This window comes from Anaerococcus sp. C0059F3 (genome assembly GCF_056590475.1).
In genome coordinates, this window is the sequence record NZ_JBWPWE010000015.1 from 1 (window position 1) to 26,914 (window position 26,914).

Annotated in this window: 9 protein-coding genes and 1 pseudogene; 9 read left to right on the top strand and 1 reads right to left on the bottom strand. The window is 36.0% G+C overall.

Translation table 11 applies throughout. From position 1 onward, the window contains the following. The 5 genes and pseudogenes from AC1EJ5_RS09030 to larD form a co-directional block, all read left to right on the top strand. A pseudogene (locus tag AC1EJ5_RS09030) lies at positions 1-1,017 on the top strand (hypothetical protein); the annotation flags it as partial. A 372-nt stretch (positions 1,018-1,389) separates the two neighbouring features. Continuing rightward, positions 1,390-2,601: an arginine deiminase gene (locus tag AC1EJ5_RS09035; RefSeq protein WP_479815791.1), complete on the top strand. Its 1,212-nt coding sequence runs from the start codon at positions 1,390-1,392 to the stop codon at positions 2,599-2,601. A 43-nt stretch (positions 2,602-2,644) separates the two neighbouring features. Next, positions 2,645-2,941: a hypothetical protein gene (locus tag AC1EJ5_RS09040; RefSeq protein ID WP_311487324.1), complete on the top strand. Its 297-nt coding sequence runs from the start codon at positions 2,645-2,647 to the stop codon at positions 2,939-2,941. Between the two features lie 389 nt (positions 2,942-3,330). Further along, positions 3,331-4,608, top strand: coding sequence for a nickel-dependent lactate racemase (larA, locus tag AC1EJ5_RS09045; protein ID WP_479815793.1), 1,278 nt, complete (start codon positions 3,331-3,333; stop codon positions 4,606-4,608). Between the two features lie 16 nt (positions 4,609-4,624). After that, on the top strand, positions 4,625-5,332 hold the full coding sequence (larD, locus tag AC1EJ5_RS09050; RefSeq protein ID WP_223417938.1) for a D/L-lactic acid transporter LarD: 708 nt from the start codon (positions 4,625-4,627) through the stop codon (positions 5,330-5,332). Positions 5,333-5,553: 221 nt separating this feature from the next. Here the strand turns inward: larD and uraA are convergent, their stop codons facing one another. Then, a complete protein-coding gene (gene uraA / locus AC1EJ5_RS09055; protein ID WP_311479879.1) occupies positions 5,554-6,819 on the bottom strand; it encodes a uracil permease in 1,266 nt (421 codons plus the stop codon). Positions 6,820-7,977: 1,158 nt separating this feature from the next. On the opposite strand from uraA, the gene AC1EJ5_RS09060 reads away from it, so the two are divergent. From AC1EJ5_RS09060 to AC1EJ5_RS09075, 4 genes are all read left to right on the top strand, one after another. After that, a complete protein-coding gene (locus tag AC1EJ5_RS09060) occupies positions 7,978-8,754 on the top strand; it encodes a hypothetical protein (protein WP_479815795.1) in 777 nt (258 codons plus the stop codon). A 1-nt stretch (position 8,755) separates the two neighbouring features. Further along, on the top strand, positions 8,756-9,436 hold the full coding sequence (locus tag AC1EJ5_RS09065; protein ID WP_479815797.1) for a DNA alkylation repair protein: 681 nt from the start codon (positions 8,756-8,758) through the stop codon (positions 9,434-9,436). Positions 9,437-9,536: 100 nt separating this feature from the next. Continuing rightward, positions 9,537-11,891 carry a hypothetical protein gene (locus tag AC1EJ5_RS09070; protein WP_479815799.1) on the top strand — a complete coding sequence of 785 codons (2,355 nt, stop codon included), beginning with the start codon at positions 9,537-9,539 and terminating at the stop codon, positions 11,889-11,891. Positions 11,892-12,406: 515 nt separating this feature from the next. After that, a complete protein-coding gene (locus AC1EJ5_RS09075; protein ID WP_479815801.1) occupies positions 12,407-26,698 on the top strand; it encodes a SpaA isopeptide-forming pilin-related protein in 14,292 nt (4,763 codons plus the stop codon). Positions 26,699-26,914: the final 216 nt, after the last annotated feature.

Below are 26,914 nucleotides of genomic sequence, written 5' to 3' on the forward strand. Positions count from 1 at the left end.
GTTGACGAAAAAGGAAATATTATAATACCAGCCGACAAGGTAAAAGATGGTACAGAAGTAAGTGCAAAAGCTAAAGACGATTCAAACAAAGAATCCGATCCAGCAAAAGCAACTGCAACCACCCCATCAACAGAAAAACCAGCTGCACCAACAGTAAAAGCAAACGATGATGGAAGCGTAACAGTAACTCCACCAGCAAATGCAAAAGAAGTTGAAGTAACATATACACCAGAAGGTTCAGACACACCAGTAAAAGTTACAGCAACAAAAGACCCAGAAACAGGCAAATGGACAGTACCAGCCGATAGCGGTCTAAGCGTTGACGAAAAAGGAAATATTATAATACCAGCCGACAAGGTAAAAGATGGTACAGAAGTAAGTGCAAAAGCTAAAGATAAATCAGGCAATGAATCAAAAGCTGGAACAGCTGATGCCAAGGCTCCAAAAACACCAGGTAGCACTGGTGGCTCAACAGGTGGAATTACTATTCCAAGTACACCTACAAATCCAATTGATGGTGACAAGGAAGATGGAAAGACTGATGATAAGACCGATGGAAAAACTGATGGTAAGAATGACAGAAAACCAAATATTCCAGATGACAAGATTAAGGTTAAGGATGATAGCAAGTTAACTGATGATGAAAAGAATAAAATCATCGATGAGGTTAAGAAGGCTAATCCAGATGCAAAGAAGGTTGAAATAGACGATAAGGGTAATGTTGTCCTAACCTATGATGACGGTTTTGAGACAAGTATTCCTTATAAGAGTTTAGTTGAGAAGGTTGAGAAAGGATCTGTTGTGATTCCTTCTAGGGATAAATCTCATGCCCAAGATCCATTTAAGGGTAATAAGCAAATGAATCAAGAACCAAGTAGGGACAGACGCAACCTAGCAGGTGCTAAGAATGTGAAAACAGGCGTTGGCTCTGTTAGTGGTTTAGCAGGACTAGCAGGCGCTGCTCTAGCAGGATTATTTGCGACAAAGAAAAAAGAAGACGAGGAAGAAGATAAGTAAGATTTGACTTATTTTACCTCTCTTGAAAAACTCAAGGTTTTAGGACCTTGGGTTTTTCTTTTGGGGATTTTGGAAGGCGCTCTTCGAATATTCTGCTCCCCAATATATACGGTCTCTCGTCAAAGTCCTTCGGACTTTTCTGTCGGGATGAGCGTGGGAGTTGGGGATTCATATTATTTTTTTAAAAAAATCGTGTAAAACTTTGACTTTTTTTACAATATTTGTTGCAAAGCTTAGAGATTAGTGTTATAATTATATCAGGAAAACGTAATTTAAAGATACTGGCAAAGTTGCTGGTTGATAATAAGGACTTTTGTTGGTAGATTTACCAACATCGGTCCTTTTTTTCAGAAAATTATTTAGGAGAAGATTATGGTAAAAGTAAACGTTAACAATGAAATCAAGACTTTGAAAAAAGTTATGCTTCACAGACCAGGTGAGGAGCTTCTAAACCTTACACCTTTCTTGCTTGAGGAACTTTTATTCGATGACATTCCTGACCTTGCTAAGGCCCAGGCTGAGCATGACGACTTTGCAAAAATCTTAAGGGATAATGGGGCTGAGGTTGTTTATCTTGAAGACCTTATGGCTGAGACTCTTGACGCTAATGAAGGCCTTCGTGACAAATTTTTGGTCCAATATCTAAAAGAAGCTAATATCAAGAACGAAAACCTTTACAAGGAAAGCGAGGCTCTTCTTAAGTCAATTAAGGATACCAAGGCTTTTGTTGAAAAAACTATGTCTGGTATTACACTTAAGGAAATTGGCGGCTTCAAAAACATTGATAAAATTGTTTCTAATGAAGCTTATACAGCAATTTATCCTATGCCAAATCTTTATTTCACAAGGGATCCATTCTCTTCAATAGCTAATGGCGTTTCTATTAACTGCATGCACACCGTAACCAGACGTAGGGAGACAATCTACGCTGATTATATCTTTAAATACCACAAGGAATACGGCGGAACAAGGGATTTCTACGGTAGAAATACTGGCCACTCTATAGAGGGTGGAGATATTTTAAATATCAATAAAAACCTTGTTATGGTTGGTATCAGCCAAAGAACAGAGCTTGAATCAATCAAGACCTTAGCTACAAATCTAATCTTGGCTGACGATAATGAAGTTAAGGAAGTTCTTGCTGTAAATATCCCAGTAGAAAGAGCCTACATGCATCTTGATACTGTATTTACACAAATTGACCACGATGCCTTTACCTATCATCCAGGCATTATGTCCACCTTCCATGCTTACAGATTTACTGCAAGGGATGGAGAAATTGTATCTGAACAATTAGACAAGAGCCTAGAAGACCTCTTAAAAGATGCTCTTGGCCTTGACCATGTCAAGCTAATCCCATGTGGCGGTGGCGATCCAATAGCAGCCCTTCGTGAACAATGGACAGACGGATCAAACACCCTTGCCATCGCTCCAGGTAAGGTAGTAGTTTACGATAGAAACAATGTCACAAACGACGTTTTGGAAAAAGAAGGCTTTGAAGTATTAAAACTTGACTCTTCTAACCTAACAGTAGGTAGGGGCGGCCCAAGATGTATGTCAATGCCACTTGTTAGAGAAGACTAATTTGGGGTATATAAGTATTAGACACTTTTAGAAGGAGGTTCTTATGGGACTTTTAAAGAAAATAATTGTTGCAAAAGGCACAAAAGACCTAGCCTCAAACCTTGCTAGAAAAAGCGTTCAAAACAAAGGAAGAAGGAAAAAGATGTTTAATAATAAATACAAAAACAAACCAAATATTATTTCTAGACTTGCTAAGGCAGCCTTCATGATAGGTGCTGGTGCATATCTTCTAAAGAAAAACCAAAAAGAAGTAGAAGAAACTGTAAAAGACGCAAAAGAAAAGGCCAACAGAGCCAAAGACGACTTCATAGATGCCTTTAATGGTGAAGACTTGAAATAAAAATTGAAATTTAAAAAATCCGGTCATCTGGCCGGATTTTTTTGTTGGGAAATTTGTGGGCTAGCTAAGATCTGTCATTCCGACAGAGAAACCGTAAGGTTTTAACGAGGAATCTTATTTTTGACTTTTCTATCTAAATTTTAATTTTTTTGCATATTAATGCATAGATTAATTTTGCATATAGTTTCAAATTACTATAAAAAATACATATAATTCATTGGTTATAAATCCCTTAATTACAAAAAACGTTTTACTTTTTGGAATTTAGAGGGTCTTAGAATTTATCCATTTATACGTACAAAAATTAATAAAAATGCCCTTGATATTGGTGATTTTTGATGTTATAATCTACCTGTTGAATAATTATTAATACAATAGGAGATGTTAAAATGATAAAAATCAATGTACCTTACGATCATACAAGCATGGAGGTCGCATTAGAAGATAAAAACTTTGCAGGAAAACTAGAAGGTCAACAAACTCACTTTGTTGCAGAAAAGTCTCAAGAAGACTTGGTTGAAGAATCTCTAGATAATCCAATCGGACAAAAGAGTCTTGAAGAACTTGTTGTTGGCAAAAAAGATATAGTAATCATCAGTTCAGACCATACTCGTCCTGTGCCATCAAAAATTATTACACCTATTTTACTAAGGAGAATCCGCAGCGCTAACCCAGATGCTCGCATCCGTATCCTTGTAGCAACAGGCTTCCACCGCCCATCAACTAGGGAAGAATTGATAAATAAATACGGTCAAGAAATTGTAGACAACGAAGAAATCGTGATGCACGTATCAACAGATGATAGCTCAATGAAAGAAATCGGCACTCTTCCAAGTGGCGGAGCTTGCATAATCAACAAAATTGCTGCGGAATGTGATTTGTTGATTGCTGAAGGCTTTATTGAAGCTCACTTCTTCGCAGGATTTTCTGGCGGAAGAAAGGCGGTTTTGCCAGGGGTTGCTTCCTATAAGACAATCATGGCTAACCACAGCGGTGAATTTATAGATGATAAAAATTCAAGAACTGGAAACCTAAAACACAATTTAATCCATGAAGATATGGTTTATGCAGCAAGAACAGCAAATCTTGCCTTCATTATTAATGTTGTATTGAATGGTAAACATGAAATTATCGGTTCCTTTGCAGGTGATATGGAAGAAGCTCACAAGGTTGGTTGCGATTTTGTAAGAGAACTTGCCAGCGTCAAAAAGATTGACTGCGATATAGCTATTACAACAAATGGTGGAGCTCCTCTTGATCAAAATATTTACCAAGCTGTAAAGGGTATGACAGCAGCAGAAGCAACTGTTAAAGAAGGCGGAGTAATTATTAGCTGTTGTGCTTGTGGTGATGGTCACGGTGGTGAAGGTTTCTATCACAATATTGCCGATGTAAAAGAAGCTAGAGAATTTGAAGAAATGGCAATTAACACACCAAGGCTTGATACTGTGCCAGACCAATGGACTTCTCAAATTTTCGCCCGTATCCTTTCTCATTATCATGTAATATTGGTATCTGATAAAGTAGACGAAAAACTTGTTACTGACTTACACATGCAATTAGCAAGAACTATGGATGATGCTTTAAAATTAGCCTTTGATATAATGGGCGATGATGCTAAAGTAGTAGTTATTCCAGATGGTTTGGGCGTAGTTGTTGAAGATTAATATATAAGGAGCGAATATGATTTCAAAATTAATAGCAGAATTTTTAGGAACTGCCCTTATGATAATATTTGGTGTGGGCGTTCACTGTGATGAGGTGCTTAACAAGACTAAATACCAAGGTTCAGGCCATTTATTTGCAATTACAACATGGGGCTTTGGTATTACTATAGTTTTGGTAATATTTGGTGACGTATGCATTAACCCAGCTATGGCATTTTGCCAAGCAATCCTAGGCCTTATCCCTTGGACTTATTTTATACCATATGTTATAGTTGAATGTTTGGGCGCATGTTTCGGAGCTTTGATTTGCTACGTCCTATACAAAGATCAATTTGATTCATCCCTAGACGTCGACCCAGTAAAGGTAAGAAATATATTTTCAACAAACCCTATATTTAGAAACCTTCCTAGAAACTTCTTTGTAGAGTTTTTTGCAACCTTTATCTTCTTATCATCAATATTAGGTCTTGTAAAAAACCAACCAGATTTTGTGCCAATAGGTGTGGGCTTATTAGTATGGGCAATCGGTATGGCCCTAGGTGGTCCTACAGGATTTGCTATGAATCCAGCCAGAGACCTAGGTCCAAGACTTGCTTATAGCCTTCTACCAATCAAAAACAAAACAGATAATGATTGGCAATATGGTTTGATGATTCCAGGTCTTGCTCCATATTTTGGAGCTATCGCAGCAGCCTTATTTGCAAGGTTTTATCTAGGTTTTTAGGAAAAATAATTTTATTAAGAGATAAAAGCCAAGACTTTGGCATAAATGGTTTAGAAATTTAATAATAAGGATTTGAGCGGAATGCAGGATTAATAGAAGATTAGCATTCCGCTTATTTTTTATTTTATGCCTATATTTTTACTTAGTTTTTCATTAATTTATCCTTAATTAGAAAACTAAGATTTTTCTAATAGCAAAAAAAGCCCCACAGGGGCCTTTTTTTATTCATTTGTAAGATTTAATTTCTTTAAAATTGTCATAAATCCTGACAAGATTACTGCTACCACAGATGCGAGGACCATGCCTGATAGCTCTATAGAAGCAAATTGAATTTTTAGGCCTGATAGACCTGCAATGAAGATTACTGATGTCAAAACTAGGTTCATTGATTTTGAATAGTCGACTTTTTCGTCTACCAAAAGCCTGATGCCGCTGGTACCGATCATGCCATATAAGAGGAAGGTGACCCCGCCGATTACGTTACCTGGTATGGTTGAGATGAAGGCTGCAAGTGGGCCAAAGAAGGCCATGATGATTGATACAACGGCAGCTCCTCCAATAACCTGGACTGAGTAAACGCCAGTAATAGCCATAACGCCGATGTTTTCGCCGTAGGTTGTTGTTGGCACGCCTCCAACAAGACCTGATAGGGCTGTAGAGAAGTTGTCGGCAAAGATTGACCTGTGAAGACCCGGCTCTGTGAGTAGGTCCCTATTTACAATATTTGATGTAACAACCTGGTGGGAAATATGTTCGCTTGTGATAACAAGGAGGACTGGGAGCATGGCTAAAATTGCATTTAAGCTAAACTTTGCCATGTGGAAGTTTGGCATGGTAAAAAGTTTCGCTTCCAAAACTGGTGTGAAATCAACCATGTCAAAAAATATTGCTGAAATATAGCCAACCACGATTGCAATTAGAATTGGGATTGTTGAGAAAAATCCCTTAAAGGCAACAGATCCTATGATGGCTGTGAGAAGGGTAATTCCAAAAACTATGAAGTCCTTGGCTTGGGCTGTATCTGTCATGAGATTTGCGCCGATTGCTCCGCCTGTGACGGTGTTGCCCGCAAGCTCAAAACCGATTAGGGCCACAACTGCACCCATGGCAGCTGGTGGAAGGACAACGTCAATCCAACTTGTGCCAAATTTGTAGATGATATAGGCCATGATGCAACCTAAAATTCCGACTACAACAAAGGCACCTTGCGCATATTCAAATCCTTGTTTTGCAATAATAGCAGTTCCTGGTGCCAAAAATGCAAATGAAGAACCCAAATAAGCCGGTGCCTTGCCTTTTGTTATTAAGATGAATAATAAGGTACCAATCCCGTTCATTAAAAGAACAATACCTGGATTAATTTGAAATAAAATAGGGACTAAAACAGATGCTCCAAACATTGCAAAAGTATGTTGCAAAGAAAGAGGCAAAAGTAGCTTAGCTGGAACCTTTTCATCAATGTGATAGATTTTCTTTTCTGAATTCATAAACATTCCTTTCTTTTTTTATCCTAAACTTCCTAAACTATACCTTCAAAATTACCAGTGTCAAAGAGTTTTTCTTATCCAAGATTAATGGTAGTAAAAACTTTGTAGGCAAAGTTTTTACGGTTTTCAAAATTTCTAAAGTGCAAAGCACCGCAGCAAAAATTTATGAAAAACCTTATGTAATTTTTTACAAGTGACGTGACGAATAGGAGCGTTAATTGTAAAAAGATTACGTTCCTTAATTTCTTATCCGAGATAAGCTATCTATCTTATATGTGATAATTTTATTTACAGTTGAATCTTCGTAAAAGGGGGACCCCTGGGGAACGTTTCGCACGTTCCCCCATCGGGTCCCCCTTAAACCCCCTTCCGTTACCCCCTCCGGGCGACCCCTCGCGGGGAAAAAGGAGTTTGCCTTCGGCAAACGTGTTGGTATGGAGGAGTCCTCGTTTAGGAATGATATTTGTTTAAACTTTTAAAATCCCAAGCCTCCTAAAAATTGCAATCTCGTCTGACTTGTGCTATTCATTTAAAAATAAGTTCACAGTATCTATTGTATTTCTATTTGTAAAAAGCTGTCAGTGCAATTTTCTTAACGGAGTCTTGGGCTTTTAAAATTCATGGTCTTAAGTTTTTAACTCTTTGTTTTAGAATGCAAAACACATCTAGCAAAGTTTGGCGAAGCCAAACGAGCCCTGCAAAATCTGGAACTTCGAGACCAATTCTCCTATTTATCAGGCAAAGATTTCTAATCAAGAAGCCCGTTAAAAAATCGCATGTTTGAGCGTAAGCGAGTTTGCGATTTTTAGGGCTTCGTGGATTAGGAATCAGTTAGGAAAAAACATAAGCTTATACAAGGTTATTATCTCTATTAAAGAGGTTTGCCGTAGTCAAACTACTGGTTTCGCACTCCGCATAAGGAGCCGCTCGGGGGTGTAGCGGAAAGGGGGTCTGGGGGAACCCAGTGAGGGACCCTGCGGAAGGTCCCTTGGGGCTCCCCCAGTTACGGAGCAGTAATGTCAATGACTGAAAAAAATTATAAGATGCAGTTAATCTCGGATTGAAGAAAAAAAGATGTTAATCCTGGATTAATAGACTCACCTAGTGAAAAAATATTGTGGTATAATAAAAGAAATAAAAAGAAAAAAAGGAGTTTATATGGATTTTTCTTTAGTTCCAGTTGCTGACAATACATTTTTTAATTTTATTTACCTTGGTCTTGCTTCTAATCACAAGAATCTTATTGCCATGTTTAATACCAGGGGCAATACTATGATCAAGGAGTCCCTTGCGGCTGGTCTTGATATAGATTATTTAGATAAGGACTACATAGATGACAAAAAGACCTACAAGAGGGCTTTTCTTTCTGAATTATTAATCGGTGGGCTTAAATTAAATAAGGTTCCAGTCCTAGTTGCGAAAGATTCTACCTTTGACCTTGGCGCTGATCCAATGGGTAATACCAACGATTGCGATATGGTCCTAGGTTGGAATGTGATTTCACAATTTGCTTGGAGGGCCAATCCAAAAGAGGGCCGTTTTGAAGTCCAAACTTCAGTCTTTATGGAACCTAATAAGGAAAAGACCAACCAACCAATCATAAACATTGGTTTTAATGACAGGATTATAAAGGCAGCTATCGACACATCTAGGCCAGTGACCATCCTTTCGCCAAGCCTAGCCAAAGAGGTGATTGACTCTGACAAGGAAGTAAAAGAGACCCTTACCATGCTTGGGGAATCTCTTGACGACATTGCAAACCTCAGCCGCTTTATTTTCACAAATGATAATAAGGAAGTAAGGCTTGCTTCACCACAAATTGAGCCTGCCCTTGAGGGAGCTGACATCCAAGTTGTTTTCGGTGCAGACCTTCTAAGGTCAACAAACTGGGCGATTTACGGCCCTACAGGCTATATCAGACTAGAAAATTTCTAAAATGTTTACCATAAATGAAATAGAAAATATTTATAAAAGCCATGCATACCCAGAAAGGGCAAAAAAGATGTCGGCCTATATGAGAAATAAATTTGATTTTTATGGGCTGCCTGCAGGGCTCAGGCGAGATTTATCAAAGGCCTTTATAAAGGAAGGTAAAAAAGCGAAATCTATTGACCGGACACTTTTGACCGGCCTTTTTTCAAATAAATATAGGGAAATAAACTACCTTGGCCTCGATCTTTTGAAGGCCCAAAGCCATCTTTTGACAATAGGTGATTTTGAAAACCTAGTAGATCTTGCACAAATCCGCCCATGGTGGGATACTATCGACAATATCGATTCCGTAATAGGTGGGCTTGGACATGGGGACAAAGTTTTTGAAGAAAAAATCCTAGATCTTGCCACAAGTGACAATTTTTGGCTCAGGCGAATTGCTATTGGCCACCAAAGAAAATATAAAGACCAAACTGACCCTGACCTTTTGGCAAAAATTATAAAAATTAATCTAGAAATCCCTGTTAAGGACAAGGACGAAAAGTTTTTTATAGACAAGGCCATAGGCTGGGCCCTGAGAGAATATTCCAAAACTAATCCGGCCTGGGTTGGTTCTTTTTTGGATGAAGAATCAAAGGCCTTAGCCCCTCTAACCATTAGGGAAGCAAGCAAGTGTATGAAATAACTAAGATTTTTTTAGAAATAATCATTAATAGTTAACAAATATAAAATAGTTATTGTAAATAATTTGAAATGTGATAAAATATAGGTAAGCGGAGGAAACTATGAAAATCAGAAAAAACAATTTAGGATATGGACTCCTTTCTCTAGCCCTAGCTTTAGCTTTTCCTCTAAATGCTAATGCTGATGAGATGAATCTTACTCCTGTTGATAGCCTAACAGAAAAGGCAGACACTGAACTTATAAGTGGTGATGAAGTCAACATGGAAGATAGGCGTCCTGCACAAAATCCGACAAATATAATAGAAGTTAAATCGGCAAACAACCCACAAACACAGCCGTTAAGTAATTCACAGACTATTGTAAACACTAAATACAAAGCTCAACTAGATTTTAAATCGAATATAAATTACATAAGTCAGAAAGGCAAAGAAATTGAAGATAAGATTGATGTAAAAGCTCATCAAGTAGATTTCAAAGAGGGCAGTGATAGAGAACTTTCTTACACCTTTGAAATAAAAGGCAACAAGTCCCCTGAAGACTACACAATTTCAATATTTGCCCTAAAAGATGGCAAGGTTAAAAAATTTGACCTAAATAATTTTATAGCTGATGGAAAAGCCATCCAAGCAGGTCAAGAAATGGCAGAATCTTGCAAACAAATCGCAGGTAATGGCGTTTATGGTTTTAGGATTAATACCCAAATAAAAGATAAATGCATTGTCAATGCCCAAGTAAATCTTGGGGAAGAAGACCAAGCTGGCGATTATACCCTATATTACGCAGTTACAAGCAAGGGCAAAACTACTTTTGGCAAGCTTGATGCAAAGGTTGAAAAAGACCAAGACAAGGGTTTCGCTATAGCAAGGGATGGGGAAAATAGGGAAGCGACCTATTTGGACCAAACTAAGGAAAATCCTTTTGCAAGTCTTCCATTTACAAAAATCCTCCTAAACGACACAGACGAGGAGAAAAATCTTACAGATTATTTGGAATCAAGCCAACTTGATTATGGTCCATATAAACTAGTGGCGACTTATGTCGATCCAAACACCCAGGAAGCAAAACAGGTAGAAATAGACAATCCAAGAGATTTTAAACTTCCAGCAAATTCCTTATTAAGATTTGACCTAAGAGAAAAAACAGACACAACAAATCCTATCGAGGATGCCGAAATCACAGCCTTTGACCTAGATTTCACACAAGAAGGCAAGGCAGAAGTTTCCCTAGCGAGCCTAATAAATAAGAAGGGAAACCAAAACAGGGTCTTAAGTCCAAATATGGAAAAACTTATCCAAACGGAAAAAGCTTCTCTTAGAAAGCTATATCCAAATATAGACTCAGAAACTCTTGAAATGATGAGCTTATCCCAAGCCATCAGCAAGCAAAATGCAAAACTTAAAGGCTTGATGGACAATGGAGCTATTATGGCTTCGCCATTGGCGCAAATCCAAAATTCACTTATGCCAATAAATAAAAAGCCAGAAGAAAAGAAAAAATCTGTAGTAGAGATTAATGCAGAAATAGAAAAAGAAAATAGAGAAATCAAGGCACTTACTGAAGAACTCAGGGAAGTCACATCAGACATCTATGAGCTCATCCAGCAAGCGCTCCTAGACTATGAACTAGATAGTCTGGCAGCCCTTGAAGCAAGTGATCCAGAAGCAGCCAAAGAAGAATACAAGAGAATAGCTCAACTTGTTAAAGAAGCTGAGGCCCTAGGCACAAAGGCAAATCAACAACTTATAGAACTAGATGAAATAATCCTAGTAGATAATGATTCTGATCCAATTGTGGGCCGAGGAGGAGATAAGGTAGTCCTAAATCTGGGCAAACTTACACCATTATCAATAATCTCAGACATAACAAAAGATTCTCCGCTAGAAAGCGAAAGGAATTTCTCTAAGAACTTACAAAAGAAGCTAAATGAAGCCATTAAGAAAGTCCAAACAGTGACAATAGGCGAAAAAGACGACGCAAAAGCCGAAGGGAAACCTGGAGATCAAAAAGAAGATCCAAACAAGGCAAAGGCTGAAAATGAAAACAAGCCTAAGGACGAAAAGAACTTAGAAGAAAAACCAAACAAGGAAGAAGATTCTAAAACAAAAGAAGAAATAAATCCAAAAGACGAGACAAAAACTGATGAAAAGGCCAAGGATGACAAAGCATCCAAGCCAGATGATAAAGCCAAAGTTGATGGAAAAATAGACGCTAAAAGTGTTATTGAAATAGATAACAAAAATGAAGCTAAGAATCCAACCAAGGCGGGAGAAACCAATGAAAAAACCGACAAGAAAACAGACGAAAAAGTAGATAAAAAAGATGACGAAAAGAAAAAAGACAAGAAGGAAAACTCCCAACCATCAAAGAAAAAATCATCACAAAAAGTCTATACTCCAATCTTTATAAGATATCTTCAATCCTTGAACCTAAGAAGCAGATTAATAGATAACAAATGAAATTAGGAAGAAGGGGGCTAGGAAAAATCCAGCCCTCTTCTTAATAATCTAATCTTAGATTGATATATTTTTGATTATTTATGGCCTATTATTTATAATTATTTCCTCGGGAAATTTGATATAAATTTATACTATATATTTATAAAAACAAAGTAAATTATAAATAAATATAAAAGAGTATTGGCAAATAACCTAGTTTCACTAAAGTATTTAAGAAAAAAACGAAAAAACGAGTTAATAATTTACAAAAAAACACAGAAAACCTAGTAACCAAGAGACTTTTCTCTTGTAAAAATCTTCAAAATGTTATATTATAATAGTAAGAATTATAAAGAAAAATTTAACTCAAACGACATTTAACAAAAATTTACAAAAAAAACTAAAAAATAATTGAAAATATATCAAAACAAGGATTTAACTATGAAAATGATAAAATATCGGATAAAAGTGAATATAGCTAAGATAAAATTTCCAGACAAAATTATCGACAATGAAGAGAAAGGAAGGAGGTTATTATGAAAGGGAAAATGAGTCTACTAACTAGAAAAATATTTGCATCAATTGTTGCCATATCTATGTCAATCCCACCTACAGCTTTTGCAAATGCACCAGAGCCTGTAGTCTACGATGCAAATTCGTCTATCATGGGCCTTGCTCCAAAAAAGGAAGATCAAGCCAAGGTAGAAAACACAGACCAAACAAAAATAGAAAAAGATTTGGGTGACTATAGTCTAGAAATCACATCGACCCTCGATGAGTCATTGACAAAGATAGACTACACAATCAAGGCAAAAAGAAAAAACCAAGCCAAGAATGAGAACCCAAACCAAGTTAGTGATGAAAATCTTTCATTAACCATAGCAAAGACACCTACTTCAAATATTAAAGACATCAAATTAATATCAGCAAGTGTGGATACAGAAGAGGCCCCAGAAATCAAAGGCGACCTAAACAGTCTCACCCTAAAATCTAAGGCAAATGATGAAATAATCTACAAGCTTAGAGCAGATGTGAGAAAGGCCAAAGACGGCAGGTCCTATGAGTTGATAATGGGTCTAAAAGATGATGCGGCAAATATTTTTGCCTACACCCTAAAGGCAGAAACAGGCATCAGGCTAGTAGACAATGAAGAAGTTCAAATAATAGAATTGATTCACAAAGATGAAAAACTATCAAAAGCAAAAGGCGACTACAAAAAAGAAGGAATACTTGGTGGCCTATTTGCAAGTCATGACACCATCACATGGACTGACTACATAGTAAACGTAGAAGAGAATAACAAAGAAATCACCTATGATTTCGACCTTGATCAAAACCAAGAAACAGCAAATTCACAAATAGGCCTAGACTATTATGAACAAGGCGAAAACGGTTTTGAAATCAAAAAGGAATTTTCTCAAAAAATAGACTTTTCAAAGAAGGTTAAATTCGAAATACCAAAAGGATTTATTGCAAAACTTAGCCTACAAACAAAAGTCTCAAAGAAAAACACAAAAATCAAATCATATTCCCTAAATAATAGCGTGCTAAAAAACCCTATATATATAGAAGGAAATGAAGAAGAAAAATCAAACGACGAAGAAGACCCTGCACCGGCCGACAAAACCCAAAAGCCAGCAGCAAAACCAGCAGAAGATAAAAAACCATCTACCGAAATCAAAGTAGATGATCAAAAATCAGAAGAAAACAAATCAACTGAAGACAAAAAAGAAGAAAAAACTTCTGACACACAAATCGTCGTAACAGATGCTAATGGCAATGAAATCCCAGTAGAGGAAAAAGAAATCCCTCAAAAAGAAACAATTTCAGCCATCATCCTAAACAAGGATAGCCTAATAGCAAAATTAAAATCAGAAGGCAAACTAACAGGCAATCAAGAACCTGCTATCGAAAGTCTTGCTAATAATCTAAACTCCTACAACCAAGGCAAGATAACTGACCAAGACCTAAAGGACTTCACAAAAGCCCTAGCAGCCAACAACAAAATCGAAAAATCTGACCTAAGATTTTACCTAGAAGCAATCCTATCTGGACTTAATAAACAAAAAAACAAGGTAGCTAATTTAAACTACGATGAAATAATCACTTATGCCTATCCAGAAAAGAAAGAAAGCCAAATCAAGGTAGATGACAAAAAAACTGAAGAAAAACCACAAGATAAAAAAGAAAATCCAACTAAGGATAAGTCTTCAGTAGAAAAGTCAGAAAGCAAACCAGCTTCTGAGAAAAAAGTAGAAAAACCAGCTGACAAAAAATCAGAAATATCTGATGACAAAAAAGCTGAAAATAAATCAGCCATCAAAGTCTTTGATGCTAATCTTGATAAGCTAAAAAAAGAAGCAAAAAAGGAAGACAAAAAAGAAGCTGGACTTGTTGAAGGCCTAAAATCCTTATTAGGACAAACCGAACTCCAAAAGGCAGACAAGGAATTAAAGAAAGCCCTAGCCGACAAAAAAAACGGCCTAGAAGAAATCCAAAATCTATTAGATAGCTTCGAGAAAAAATACAAACTCTCAAAAGCCGACCAAGCCAAACTAATGGATGACAATGGCGATGCTATAAGAGCCCTTGTGGAAAAAGACAGGAACGAAAACTTCAGACCTCACATATTTGAAGTAAATGAAAAAGGTCTAAACCTAGATGGGAAGAAGTTTAATATAAGAACTCGTTTTGATACTTCAAATAGAGTTGGTCCAATTAAAAAGGGCCAATCCTTCAATATCCACCTAGATAAAAAGCTGATGGTAAATGACCAATCTAGCCTTGAGCCAATCACACACAATGGTAGGGTAATAGCCACACCATCATATGATAGTGCGAATAAAATTATTACCTACACCATTACAGAAGATATCAATGACAATATCCAAGTTCCACTAAATATACCAGTGGACTACGACAAAACTAAAATCACCCTTGATTCTGACGGCACATTTACAGTCACAAACAAGGTGTCAGGACTTGGAGTTCAATCACAAAAAGATCTTCTTCCACAAAGAATTGACAAGAATGGAAATCCAGCAGGATCTATTATAGAACCTGGTAGAGATGATGTAATTAAAATTATTGACGATAAAAATGATCAAAATTACCAAGTGCCTATAGATGTTTATGCAGATCCAGAAATTATAGATGGTAAATTGACAGGTCTTAACTGGACTGTTAGAGTTCACTCAGACACAGATTTAAAAGCACTGGGCTACCATCTAAATCTAACAACAGTTAAAGGCTCAGGACTTGGAAAAATTGATAAAGTAAAATTAAACAATAAAGATGTAACATTAGATAATAATGCCATTATAGGACAACTTGGAATAGTTGACTCAAAGCATCATACTTTGACGGAATCAACCCAAGATCTTCAATATAATTTCTACACTAAGGTAGATAATGTACAAGGGAATTATCTAATTGATATTACAATATATCTTGCAGCGAAAGATAAGGCTGGAGCTGTCAGATACAATTTTGAAAAAGGATTCACACAAGAAGCTATAAATAAAGCAACACCAACCCGTGTTGGTATAAATAATAGAACTACCATTCAAGGTAAATTTTTACCGAATGACAAGGCACAGTGGACTATCACAGATGCCATCTCATCTGGAGATGAAAAAAATAATGGTATGCCTCTAGCAGACAGAACTCCTGGTGGAGCTCAAACTATAACAAGTGGTAATAGTGCTGTTTATGGTTTAGACACTAATGAAAACAGTCCTACCCGTGGGAAAATGATAGTTAAGAAATCAGAACATACTACTAATAAGTTTCCACCATCAAAAGAAACTGATCCAGATGGCAAACAACCAGTAGGAAACATTGCAGTTTATGAATGCGACACTAATATTACACAAGGAGATAAAAAACCATTAACACTTTCTGGAGTTGAGATTTCTAAGTATAGGGATCTATATATCGACCAACACTGGAACCTTCCACAAGGCTACAAAAAAATGCCTGAGCAAGACATCAATGTTGTTGACAAAAGTGGAAAGACTAATTTAGGCAGTGTTCATGTAGGTGAACAAGAAACTGGCAAGCAAAGACTTATCAAAGTTCCTAATGTTAAGTATTGGAATATAAATGAAAAAAACGAAGCCAGCCCTATTGATTATAAAATAAACCAAACTTTCCCTACAGATAATGTAACATATGGTGGTAAAGAATATAAATACAACGAAAACACAAGTTACTACAATTATAGTGACAAAAATCACTTTATTTTAAACTCTCTAATGGAGATAGATAATAAGAAGCCAGCTACTTTTAAAATAGTAAAAGTAGACAGCAAGACTGGTAAGAAACTCCAAGGAGCAAGCTTCCACTTGTTGGGAACTGGAATAAGTGTTGTAACAGATGCGAACGGTGAAGCTACTTTCACAAATATTCCACCTGGAACCTATCAATTTACAGAAACAAAGGCACCAAAAGGCTACAAATTAGATGGAGAAAACAAGACTATAACAATATCAGACAATGGTGAAGTTAGTGTATCTGGGAAAAATGCTGATTTCTCACAACCGGCAGGTAAAACAGAAGTAGTAGAACATAACAATTCTCCGAACTGGCCAGACTACATGAATGCTATGCATTATGGAAAAGTCGATGAAAATGGAGATGTAGAATTCTACCTATACCTAAAACCAATAGCCCCAAGACAAAATGGAGGGACTGATAGAAATACAAGACTTAACATTTCTATTCCAAATGTTAGTATTACAAATGTAACAGCATACGATGTATCTCCAGGATTTAGACCATATGTTAAATCTGCAATGGAAGGTCAAACTGCAAATAATTTACAACTTGGAAATAATGTAATAAATGCCAATCACAAGAATAAGATTACAGGTGATCCTAATAAAACAGATTCTTATACAGGAAGAACTGGCTATCAAATCTACTTCCCTAAAGAAAGATTTGCAGGGGACTGGGGATTCTTAGTAAAAGTTAAGGCTAATATTGGTCAAAATAATTCGGCCACCCTATATTACGATTGGCTAACCGATGAAAATACAGCAAATCAAACTAATCTACAAAAAGTTGTATCTTTAAGCAAAAATACAATTGGGGCAGATGATAAGCCAACAATAACTATTAAAAATACTCCATTCGAGAAAAAACCAATAGAAGTTTTCAAATTTGCCAATACTTCTACTGATGGAAAGAGAGATAGACTTTCTGGAGCTGAATTTGTATTAAAAGATAGCGAAGGAAATGTAATTGCAAATAAGATAACTGACGAAAATGGTAAGGCTATTTTTGGAGAATATCCAGAAGGAAGATATACTATCGAAGAAGTTAAGGCTCCAGACGGATATGAGAAAAACGGTGTCTACTTCGAAGTAGAAGTTAATGAATCTAAAGAAGTAAGGTACATTAGTCGTTTTGAAAATTCATCAGCTACACCAGTCCCAGGTCAAGATTACCATATCGAAAAGGGAGATGAAATTGGTGAAACTAGTACGGAAATAGTAACTAGTGTAAACCAATGGCTTGACTATAACGAAGGACAAGCATACGGTCGTGGTGAAAGACCAAAAGTATGGGAAGCTTACAGATATGAATCCTTAAAATATCACGCAGACATAACTTTATCTCAATCAAATAAAGGTGATAGATTTGAAATTCAATTTGATCCAAACCTCGACTTCACTCAATACTTCGCAGGATTTCCAAAGATAAGAAAAGGTGGAAAAGACATTGCAGATCCATACTTCGACTACAATACAAACCTATTGACTTATGTTTTCAATGGAAATACTGATGGAGGAAAGACAACAGCTACTATTGACCTTATAGGTATGATACCAAGTAAATATTATGCCAAAAATACTGGCACCTATCCATTTACTATAACAGTAGAACCAAAGCAAACAGGTATATCAGGTCAAAAACTAGATAAAGACATAAATGCCTTCTTCGACGCCCATGATTCAGGTAACAACGAACCTGTACAAAACTACTACTTTAGAGAAATCTATGAAGAAAATGGAGAGTATTATGTAGATGTAATCTCCTACTACAACGTAATAGGCGATAGAAATCCTTATAAAAGAGTTAATCCTAAAACTCTTAACTATAACTGGATAACAACTAATTTCCAAGGAGGAAATATTGCTGATTGGGTAGGAGAAGGTACTAAACCAAGACAAGAGCTTGACAGGGTAAAAATCTACCGTACTGAGGCAAATGTTAGAGTAATTCACGATGCTTTTAATACTTTGGTTAACGATTATATGCCACAATCCATGGGCTTCAGGGCAGAACAAGAACCTAATATTTACAGACCGGTTTTCAATGCTTCGGTTGATCCAAATCAAAATGCGACCATATCACAAAATGGTATTACATTGGTTTATGATAAGGGTCAAATCAATCCAAGTGGAAAGCTGATAGACAATAAGAATCAACCACTTAAGATAAAAATGCCCAACATTAATAATGGTGAAGGTTATGTTATTGAACAAAGGTTTAAGATTCCAGACATAGATGCTTTCAATAAAAAATGGAGAGCCTATGTAATGAACAACGGCAATCTAAAATCAGCCTTCGCAAGTGGAGCCAACAAAAGTTTTGCAAAAGGTGACCAAACTGGTGGAGAAACTCCAAAATATTATAAAGAAGATGTTGGTGTAATAAATAAGAAATACACACCAGGACAGTTTAAGATAATAAAATCAAACCAATCCGATAATAGCAAGCTTGCCGGAGCTACATTTGAATTAACAGATGCTAAAAATAATTCCATCTATAGAACTTCAGATAAAAACGGTGAACTTAGCTTCACAAACCTTGCTCCTGGCTCATACACCCTAAAAGAAACCAGGGCTCCAGATAACTTTGTCAAGTCAGAAAAGAAGTGGTCAGTAACTGTTTATTCAGACGGATCAGTTAGGATTACTCAAATAGGTTTAGTTGGATCTGATGAGTCATATTTTGGAAACAACGAAAATATTATTATCATGCCAGTATCTAACAAACCAAGTGGGACAGAGTTCCGTGTTTATAAAAAAGATACTGACGGAAAAGCTCTTCAAGGTGCAGAATTTGTCATAAAAAACAAAGAAGGTACTAAAGTTATTAAAACTGGCAAATCTAATATTAATGGTTTTGTAGAATTCAAAGATCTACAAGTAGGAACCTATATTATAGAAGAATCTAAAGCTCCAACAGGCTACAAGGAACTTAAGAAAAAATGGGTTCTTGTAATAGACAAAGATGGAAATAAAAAAGTTTATAACTATAGAAAAAATTCTGGTACAACATCAGATCTAGACTCAATCCTAGAAAAACCTAATGTTAATTGGGTTGATGTAAAAGGCAGAAGTCTAGAAGGTTGGACCGACTATGACAACAGACGTACAGGCTGGACAGGAAATAACGTCAATCCATTTAAAATGGGTACAAGAATTGTCGGTATAAATAGAAATCCAGGACAAGGTCAAAAACCTTATGTAATCCAAAGATACGTAATAAACCCAGAATCAGTAAGTATAGGAAAAACTACTGCAACAATTCATAGGGAAAAACCAGAATATCCAAACATGGATTGGTATAACGGAAATGCAGTAGCGGGAACAGATTATCAAGTATTTAAACTTAATAAGCCAGTAACAGGAGTAATCTCTGACATCAGACTTGCAGAATATGGTGCAACAGAAATCACAGGCGATGTTACAAAAGAGGTAGATGATTCTCGCTTTGGCGAACCACACAGACTAAAATTAAACTTACCAGAAACTGATAAACCACTTGTTATTGACGTTAAAATTCCATATAAGGAAGAATATGGTGGAGTTGGTACTGGTATGGACTGGACAGAAAATGGTATAACATACTGGAAGTCCGACTACTACGAAAGAGCAAGTGTAATCAAAGAAGCATCTCCTGTAGTATCAAATGATGGTAATATCATTGGTTCATATGTAGGAGAAGGATCCTTAGATGTAACAAACGAGTTAAAAACATTTGATTTTAAACTTAAAAAAGTTAAGCACAGCGACAATAAAAAAGCAATCGAAGGTGCGAAATTTAGATTAACTGGACCTGGCGAAGGTGGAGAAGAAAGAGAAATCACAACTGGTAAAGACGGTATAATCTCCTTTGACAAACTAAGACCAGGAATCTATAAATTAGAAGAAATCGAACCAGCACCAGGCTATGAAAAATCAAATGTAGACTGGACTGTAAGAATAACATCTGATGGCTCTAAGTATATCAAGGTTAATAAACAAGAAGGTCTTACAGCAAATACTAATCTTGTTGCTCCAAATGCCAATGGAATAAATAACAATACCACAGTAAGAACTTTAGCCTATAGGAGTCTTTTAGAAAATAATAGCCATATGTTAGCTAATAAATACTTAGGAGAAAGTCCAAGTTTAAAATCTATGGATGAGTTTAACACAAGGGAAAGATTAGCCTTAGCTGAAAATACACTAGAATTTTCAGAAGAATCAATTCCAACTCCTTTAAGATCACCAAGCGATTGGCAAAAAGTTGATCCAAGTGCTTCTATTGGAAGAAGAGACAGGATTCAAGACAAGAACTTAGGAAACACAAAAATCACTGAAATTAATAAGGTTGATAAGAAGTTTAGACAAGTTTTCTTACTAAAAGACGACTATTCTTCTTATACAAAAAGAGAAGTTCAATTCCATAGAGAGCCAGAAAAATATGGTATAGATTTAAGTGATGGCAAGACTACTTATAAAATTTATCAAGTAGATCCTAAATCAACCTTGGATAATCCAATCAACAAAAAGGATATTACAAATGCTTGTACACAATCTTATCCAACACCACCTGGCAAGCAACAAAGGATTAAGTCTGAAATACCAGCGACAACTAGAGGACCTTTGTATGTTGAAATAGAAACATACTATAATCCTATATTCGGAATTGGCTTGGGCGTTGATTATGTTTATTCTATGGGAGCTTCAACTTTATGGATTGCTGACTCTTATGATAAAGAAGCTTCGATAAATAAGAACCTAGTTTCATCATATGAGCTAAATATTACTAATGGAGCAAATGGATCTGTTACAGCAGAAAAAACTACTGATCTTAAAAAAGACGAAAAAGTCACATTAAGTATTAGTCCAAGTGATGGATACCAACTTGACAAATTAACAGTAGCTGGAGTTGATGTAACAAATAAGGTGGCAGATGGAAAATATTCATTCCCAATGCCAGCAAGTAATGTCGCAGTATCTGCTACATTTAAAGAAAAACAAAAACAATATGGTGTACTGATAGCTAAGCTATATAATGGTAAGATTACAGCAAATAAAAAGAAGGCTATTGCTAGAGAAATAATTACTTTAACAATTGAACCAGATCCTGACTATGAACTTGCTACTTTAAAATACACAGATGAAGCTGGAGAAGAACACAACATAGATATGCAAGCTAAGTCATTTGTAATGCCTGCATCAAATGTTCTTGTAGAAGCAACATTTGCAAAGAAAGCTGAACCAAAAACTAAGCATAAGATTTCTACAAAACCTACTGGCAAAGGCAGAATTGAAGTAGATAAGGAAGAGGCAGCCGAAGGAGAAAAGGTAACATTCACACTTATTCCAGAGGATGGAAACAAAATAACAGGTCTTTCTGTTGTAAAATCTGGTAGTGGACAAAAAGTTGATATAGTTGATGGGAACTCTTTTATAATGCCAGATGAAGATGTAACAATTAAGGCTACATTTAAACCAATATCACAGAATGTTTATCCAATAACAGTAGAACCATCAAAAAATGGTAAGGTAAGCGTAAATGCTATTGCAACAAAAGGAGAAGAAGTTACAGTAAGTGTAACTCCAAATGAATACTACGAACTTGATACTTTAACCGTAACTGATATAAATGGTACTTCAGTACAAGTAAATGGACTAACGTTTACAATGCCAGAATCAGGGGTTAATATTTCAGCTACTTTCAAAGTAAAAGAAATAAAAGGACCACAAGAAGGCGAAATTCCTATACCAAGTAATGGCGAATTAATAAAAATCACCAACAAGCAAACAGGTCTTGATCTTAAAATATTCAAGAGAGATTCTAATAGTAGACCTCTTGAAGGTGGTAAATTCACTTTAAAGAAAGCAACAGATGATAAATATACAACTGTAGATACTACATTTAAGGAAATAGAAGGATTCTCTAGAAAAGATGGTAAGTTGGTATTTACTGATAGTGAAGGTAAATTACAAAGTCTAGCCTTAGAACCCGGTTACTATCTACTAGAAGAAACAGCATCTCCATCAGGATACAAAAAAGCTCAAGCTCCTTGGAAGATTCATGTATACGAAGATGAAGAAACTAACCAACTAAAGGCAGTCTACCAAGGACCAGATGAAACACCAAACTCTTTTGTAAACTCTGACAAGGCTTTGGATAGTTTTGGAAATAGTACAGGAATAAAAACAACTGAAAATGGTATTAAATACGCAGCTCGTATTACTCATATGAATACAGAAGGTAAGACTTATATTCAAAGAATCTATATTGATACAAGAGCTTACAATAAACCTGTCAATGTTCAAATAACTCCAAAGCATAAGAGAGAAGAATTGGACGCTCCGGGTCAACCACCAAAAATTGGTTATAATGAAAAATATGGTGTAAAGACAGCCTACAGGTCAACTTATAAGATAACTGGTCTTAATGGAGATCCAGATAAGGCAAAACTAAATGACATCTTTAGAAACTACACTATAGCAAATGACGATGTATCAGTAGTAAACACAGCTAGGTGGAGACCATTTGATTGGGGCTTTGACGAAGACCAATTAAACCTTGACCCAGGCGTTTACTACATTGATATCGAAGGTTTCTATGATGATAATATTACAGAAGAAAAAATCGGCAAAATAGAAATGAATGTTGATTTCAAGACACCAAGATACTTCTGGCAAGCAGATGGTTTAAACCAAAATAGAACTCAACACTATAAACTTGGAGGATCCTACCAAGCAGGTGCAGAAACTTTCGGCTCTGTATACCAAAAAGACACATATGTAAATGGAGAACTTAAGAAAAAAGGCACTCCTACTCCATGGGGAGCAAAAAAACCAGATGGACAAAAATATGCAAACTGGTTGAGCAAGAAATTTACTGATTCATATGGAAATCCGAGAAATGCTGGTATAGTTGCAGTGCCTTATAATGGTATTGATAAAACCATTGATTCAGTCACAACAAGTATAAACATCAGACCACTATATACTTCTAATAAGAAAACCCAGGTCGGACCGGAAGGTATGGATATAGTAAACGAAGAAGAAACTTATAATATCACCTTCTCAAAACACGGAAGAGATAATGATAAGGAAGATGTAAATAGTGAAGAAGTTACAAAGAGAAGACTTGAAGGAGCAGTATTCAAGCTTCAAGAATATGTAATCAATGGTTACAAGGATGTAGAAGGTTCTACTATTGCATCAGCCTTCAACGGCTACTTTGGATTTAGAGGACTAAAACCAGGCAGGTATCAACTTATAGAAGTAAAAGCTCCAGAAGGCTACAAGCCAATAAATGGACCACTTCTACGATTTACAGTAGAAACAATCAAGACAAACTCTGGTAAGATTGTAGATCCAGAATCTGGAGAAGTTGTAGATATCAAATCTATAAAGGTAAAATTTGCTGAAAATGACGAAAAAGCTTACAATTTAAGTGACTTAAATATGGTTAATCCAGACAATAAAAATGAAATCATAAAAGTAAGCAGTGTGGATTCAAAGAAAATTAGCATTAAGGATAGTAAGATTGTAAACCCTACTACAAATGAGATAGTCAATTTAAATGATTTAATTATTGTAGTTAGTGATGGTCACGGATATCCTATCAAGCAAATTAAAATCGTTGATGGATCAAGTGGTTATATCTCATTAGAATATGACAAAGCAAATGGCGTATATCAATACGTTCCAGAAAAATCCACATCTGCAAAAGATGGTAAGCTAGTTGACTTTGTAACAAGCGCTACTGCCAAGAACATGGGTAAAATCATAAACGAAAAACCAGGTAAAGGTGAAATCACAGTTAAGAAAGTTGACCAAAAAGGCAAAGAAATAAAAGCCACAAATCAATTACCAGGAGCAAAATTTAAGTTAACTAACATATCAACTGGAGCCAAAGAAGAAGGAACAGTTGGTGAAGATGGAACTCTTGAATTTACTCGCTTACAAATAGGTAACTACAGACTTGAAGAAGTAAAATCACCAGATGGATATATCAACAATAAACAAGTATGGAACTTCACTGTAGGTGGTGAGGGACTAGACCCTTATGCAAAAGATGCGCCACAAAGAAGAAAAGATGTATCAAGCAGCATAACATTATCAGAATCTAAACTGAGTGTATTAAATCCAGAAAGTAAAAAAGATGATTTACAGTCTGATAAACAAGATGAAATGCATCCTCACTTTGGAGAAGTATTTGAATTTAATAACAAATACACTATTGATTCCAACTTAAAGATTAATCCTGGAGATTATTTTGTACTAAAATTAAGTAACAACATCGACCTCCACGGAATAATGGAAACTCATATAGATAACCTTGATATAATTGCAGATGGAGTAGGTACAATAGCCAAAGCTGATTATGATAGAGAAAATGGCACAATAACTTATACTTTCACAAATTATGCTGACACCTATAACCTAGTAGAATTTTCTAATAAGCTAAAAGCATATATAAATCTAAATAAAGTACCAAAAGCAGGGGACCAAAGCATTGAACGTGGAGTTGTTGTAAATGATCAGATAAAAGATAAAAAAGAAGATACAATCAATGTCGTATATGACTCAATGACTGCAAAAGAAAAATATCAAGCGACTGATGGAAATTGGTACGAAATGACCCAAGATCACCTAAACCTTGGATCAAAGATTATTAAATTTAATCCTGATACGGGCGAATTTGTTCATTACTACTATGTAAATAGGGATAGGAGCAAAACACCAAGATCAACATTCTACTACTATTCAAACCAAAATATAGAAAACTTGAATATTGATTACTACCTACTTGATGGTAATGCAAAACTTGATGACTTGTTGCCATTATCATTTGGTGTAAACGAAGAAAACCCTAATCTTCCTAAACCTGTTCAAATAAGATCCAGAACATATCTCGCTGCAGGCCAAGAAGAAAGCATTACTTTTCCAGGTGGATTAAATTCAAATTCTACTTATCTGTTAAAAGTTACAGGAAAAGTAAGTGGAAAAGATAAGTCGTCCTATGTTGGTCATGGTAAACTGCAAATGATAGATGATCCTGACCGTTATGTAACAAGATGGGATAAACAATACTTCTTTAGAAATGAAGCTACAGCAAAAGCAAACTTAGTAATTCAAGCCGTAAACCCAGAAAACAAAATCAAATTCAAAAAAGTTGACCAAGACGGCAACGCTCTAAAAGGCGCTACATTCCAGCTTCAATATAAAAATAACGAAGGACAATGGGTGGTAGATGCGTCTAGAGATAAAACAAGTGGCGATGACGGAGTATTTGAATATACTATGCTTAAACCAGGTAGCTACAAAGTTATTGAAATCACTGCCCCAACTGGATATAAAAAGGCAAAAGATCCAGTAGCGGAATTTGATGTAGATGAAAATGGCAGAATCATAAGAAAAGATAATACTCATAACCCAGTAGGTGGAACAGCAGAAGATGCTTCAAACAATGAAGAAGACGGTATAAAACCTATTGAGATAGTAAATAAGAAAGAACAAAAGATAAGCTTTGTTAAAGTCGATTCAGGTAACAAAGAAACAAAACTTGCAGGAGCTGAATTTAAAGTATTCTATAAGAAAGAAAAAACTGGAGAATATTCTGACACTGAGCTTAAATTATATCAAAATACTAGTGGAGATAAGTTAGTCTTAAATAAAGATGAAACTGCTCCAGAAGGATATAAGCCAGTAGATAAGTTCACCACAGGAAAAGATGGTAAGATTGAGTTTACCTTCTATGAAAATGGCTACTACGCTCTTAAAGAAGAAAAAGCACCTAAGGGTTATATAGCTCCAAAAGATTTTGTAAAAGAATTTATTTATAAAGATGGAAAACTATATGAAGCAAGACAATCTTATATGTCTATGTCACTAAGTAGAGCATCTTTAATGAATCGTATAACCTTTGGTTGGTATCATGTGGATACCTATACACTTACTGTAAACCCAGATAATATGATGATTGATTATCCAAAAGCTGATGGAGAAAACTCTAAGTCAATCCTAACTCTGTCTGGATTTAATTCAGGTGGAACAGTCAAGGTTTATCTAAAAGCAAAAGGACAAGAAGTTCAAAAAACAGGATATGTACCTACTTTCAATTTTACTAATAATAAAGATTTGGTAATTGATTTAAATAAAGCCATTGCTTCAATCAAAGCTGGTTCTGATAAAACTGGAACAACAGATATCAAGTCTGATGACTCTATAGTTTTAGAAATAAAAGAAGAAACTTCATGGAATACTGAGGTAAAGAGAAATATTAAACTAGATATCAAAGATAAAAATGCCAACCAGTTAATCTCTGAAAATAAAGACATTACCGTGGAAGCAAGCTTCGCAAGCGGAGGAGATAATGTATATTTTGGAACTAAAAAGTTTGATAGTTTACCAGAAATTAAATCAACAGATCCAATTAAAATCGAAAATAAGAAGGGTGAATATCCATTCACAGGTGGCCCTGGTACGTGGATAGGCTTCACAATCGGAGGTCTTGCAGTTATGATAGGTGGAGCTTATATCTATCACAAACGTAGAGAATCCATTGAAGCAAATAGCTAGAGAAAACCCAAAGGGACTCGGGAAGAGTCCCCATGCGGAGCACTCGCAGCGAAGCGAGAGAGAAAATGTGCCGTCCCGACAGAAGGAGCGAAGCGACTGACGAGGGACCTCATAACCGCTGGACCAGAATGAACGAAGAGTTATATTCAAAACCAATAATCAGCGCCGTCCCGACAGAAGGAGCGAAGCGACCGACGAGGGACCTCACAAACGCTG

Coding starts and splice junctions, on each gene's coding strand:
- uraA (WP_311479879.1), bottom strand. CDS start 6,819: ATGAATTCAGAAAAGAAAATCTATCACATTGATGAAAAGGTTCCAGCT.
- AC1EJ5_RS09065 (WP_479815797.1), top strand. CDS start 8,756: ATGTTTACCATAAATGAAATAGAAAATATTTATAAAAGCCATGCATAC.
- AC1EJ5_RS09035 (WP_479815791.1), top strand. CDS start 1,390: ATGGTAAAAGTAAACGTTAACAATGAAATCAAGACTTTGAAAAAAGTT.
- AC1EJ5_RS09060 (WP_479815795.1), top strand. CDS start 7,978: ATGGATTTTTCTTTAGTTCCAGTTGCTGACAATACATTTTTTAATTTT.
- larA (WP_479815793.1), top strand. CDS start 3,331: ATGATAAAAATCAATGTACCTTACGATCATACAAGCATGGAGGTCGCA.
- AC1EJ5_RS09070 (WP_479815799.1), top strand. CDS start 9,537: ATGAAAATCAGAAAAAACAATTTAGGATATGGACTCCTTTCTCTAGCC.
- AC1EJ5_RS09075 (WP_479815801.1), top strand. CDS start 12,407: ATGAAAGGGAAAATGAGTCTACTAACTAGAAAAATATTTGCATCAATT.
- AC1EJ5_RS09040 (WP_311487324.1), top strand. CDS start 2,645: ATGGGACTTTTAAAGAAAATAATTGTTGCAAAAGGCACAAAAGACCTA.
- larD (WP_223417938.1), top strand. CDS start 4,625: ATGATTTCAAAATTAATAGCAGAATTTTTAGGAACTGCCCTTATGATA.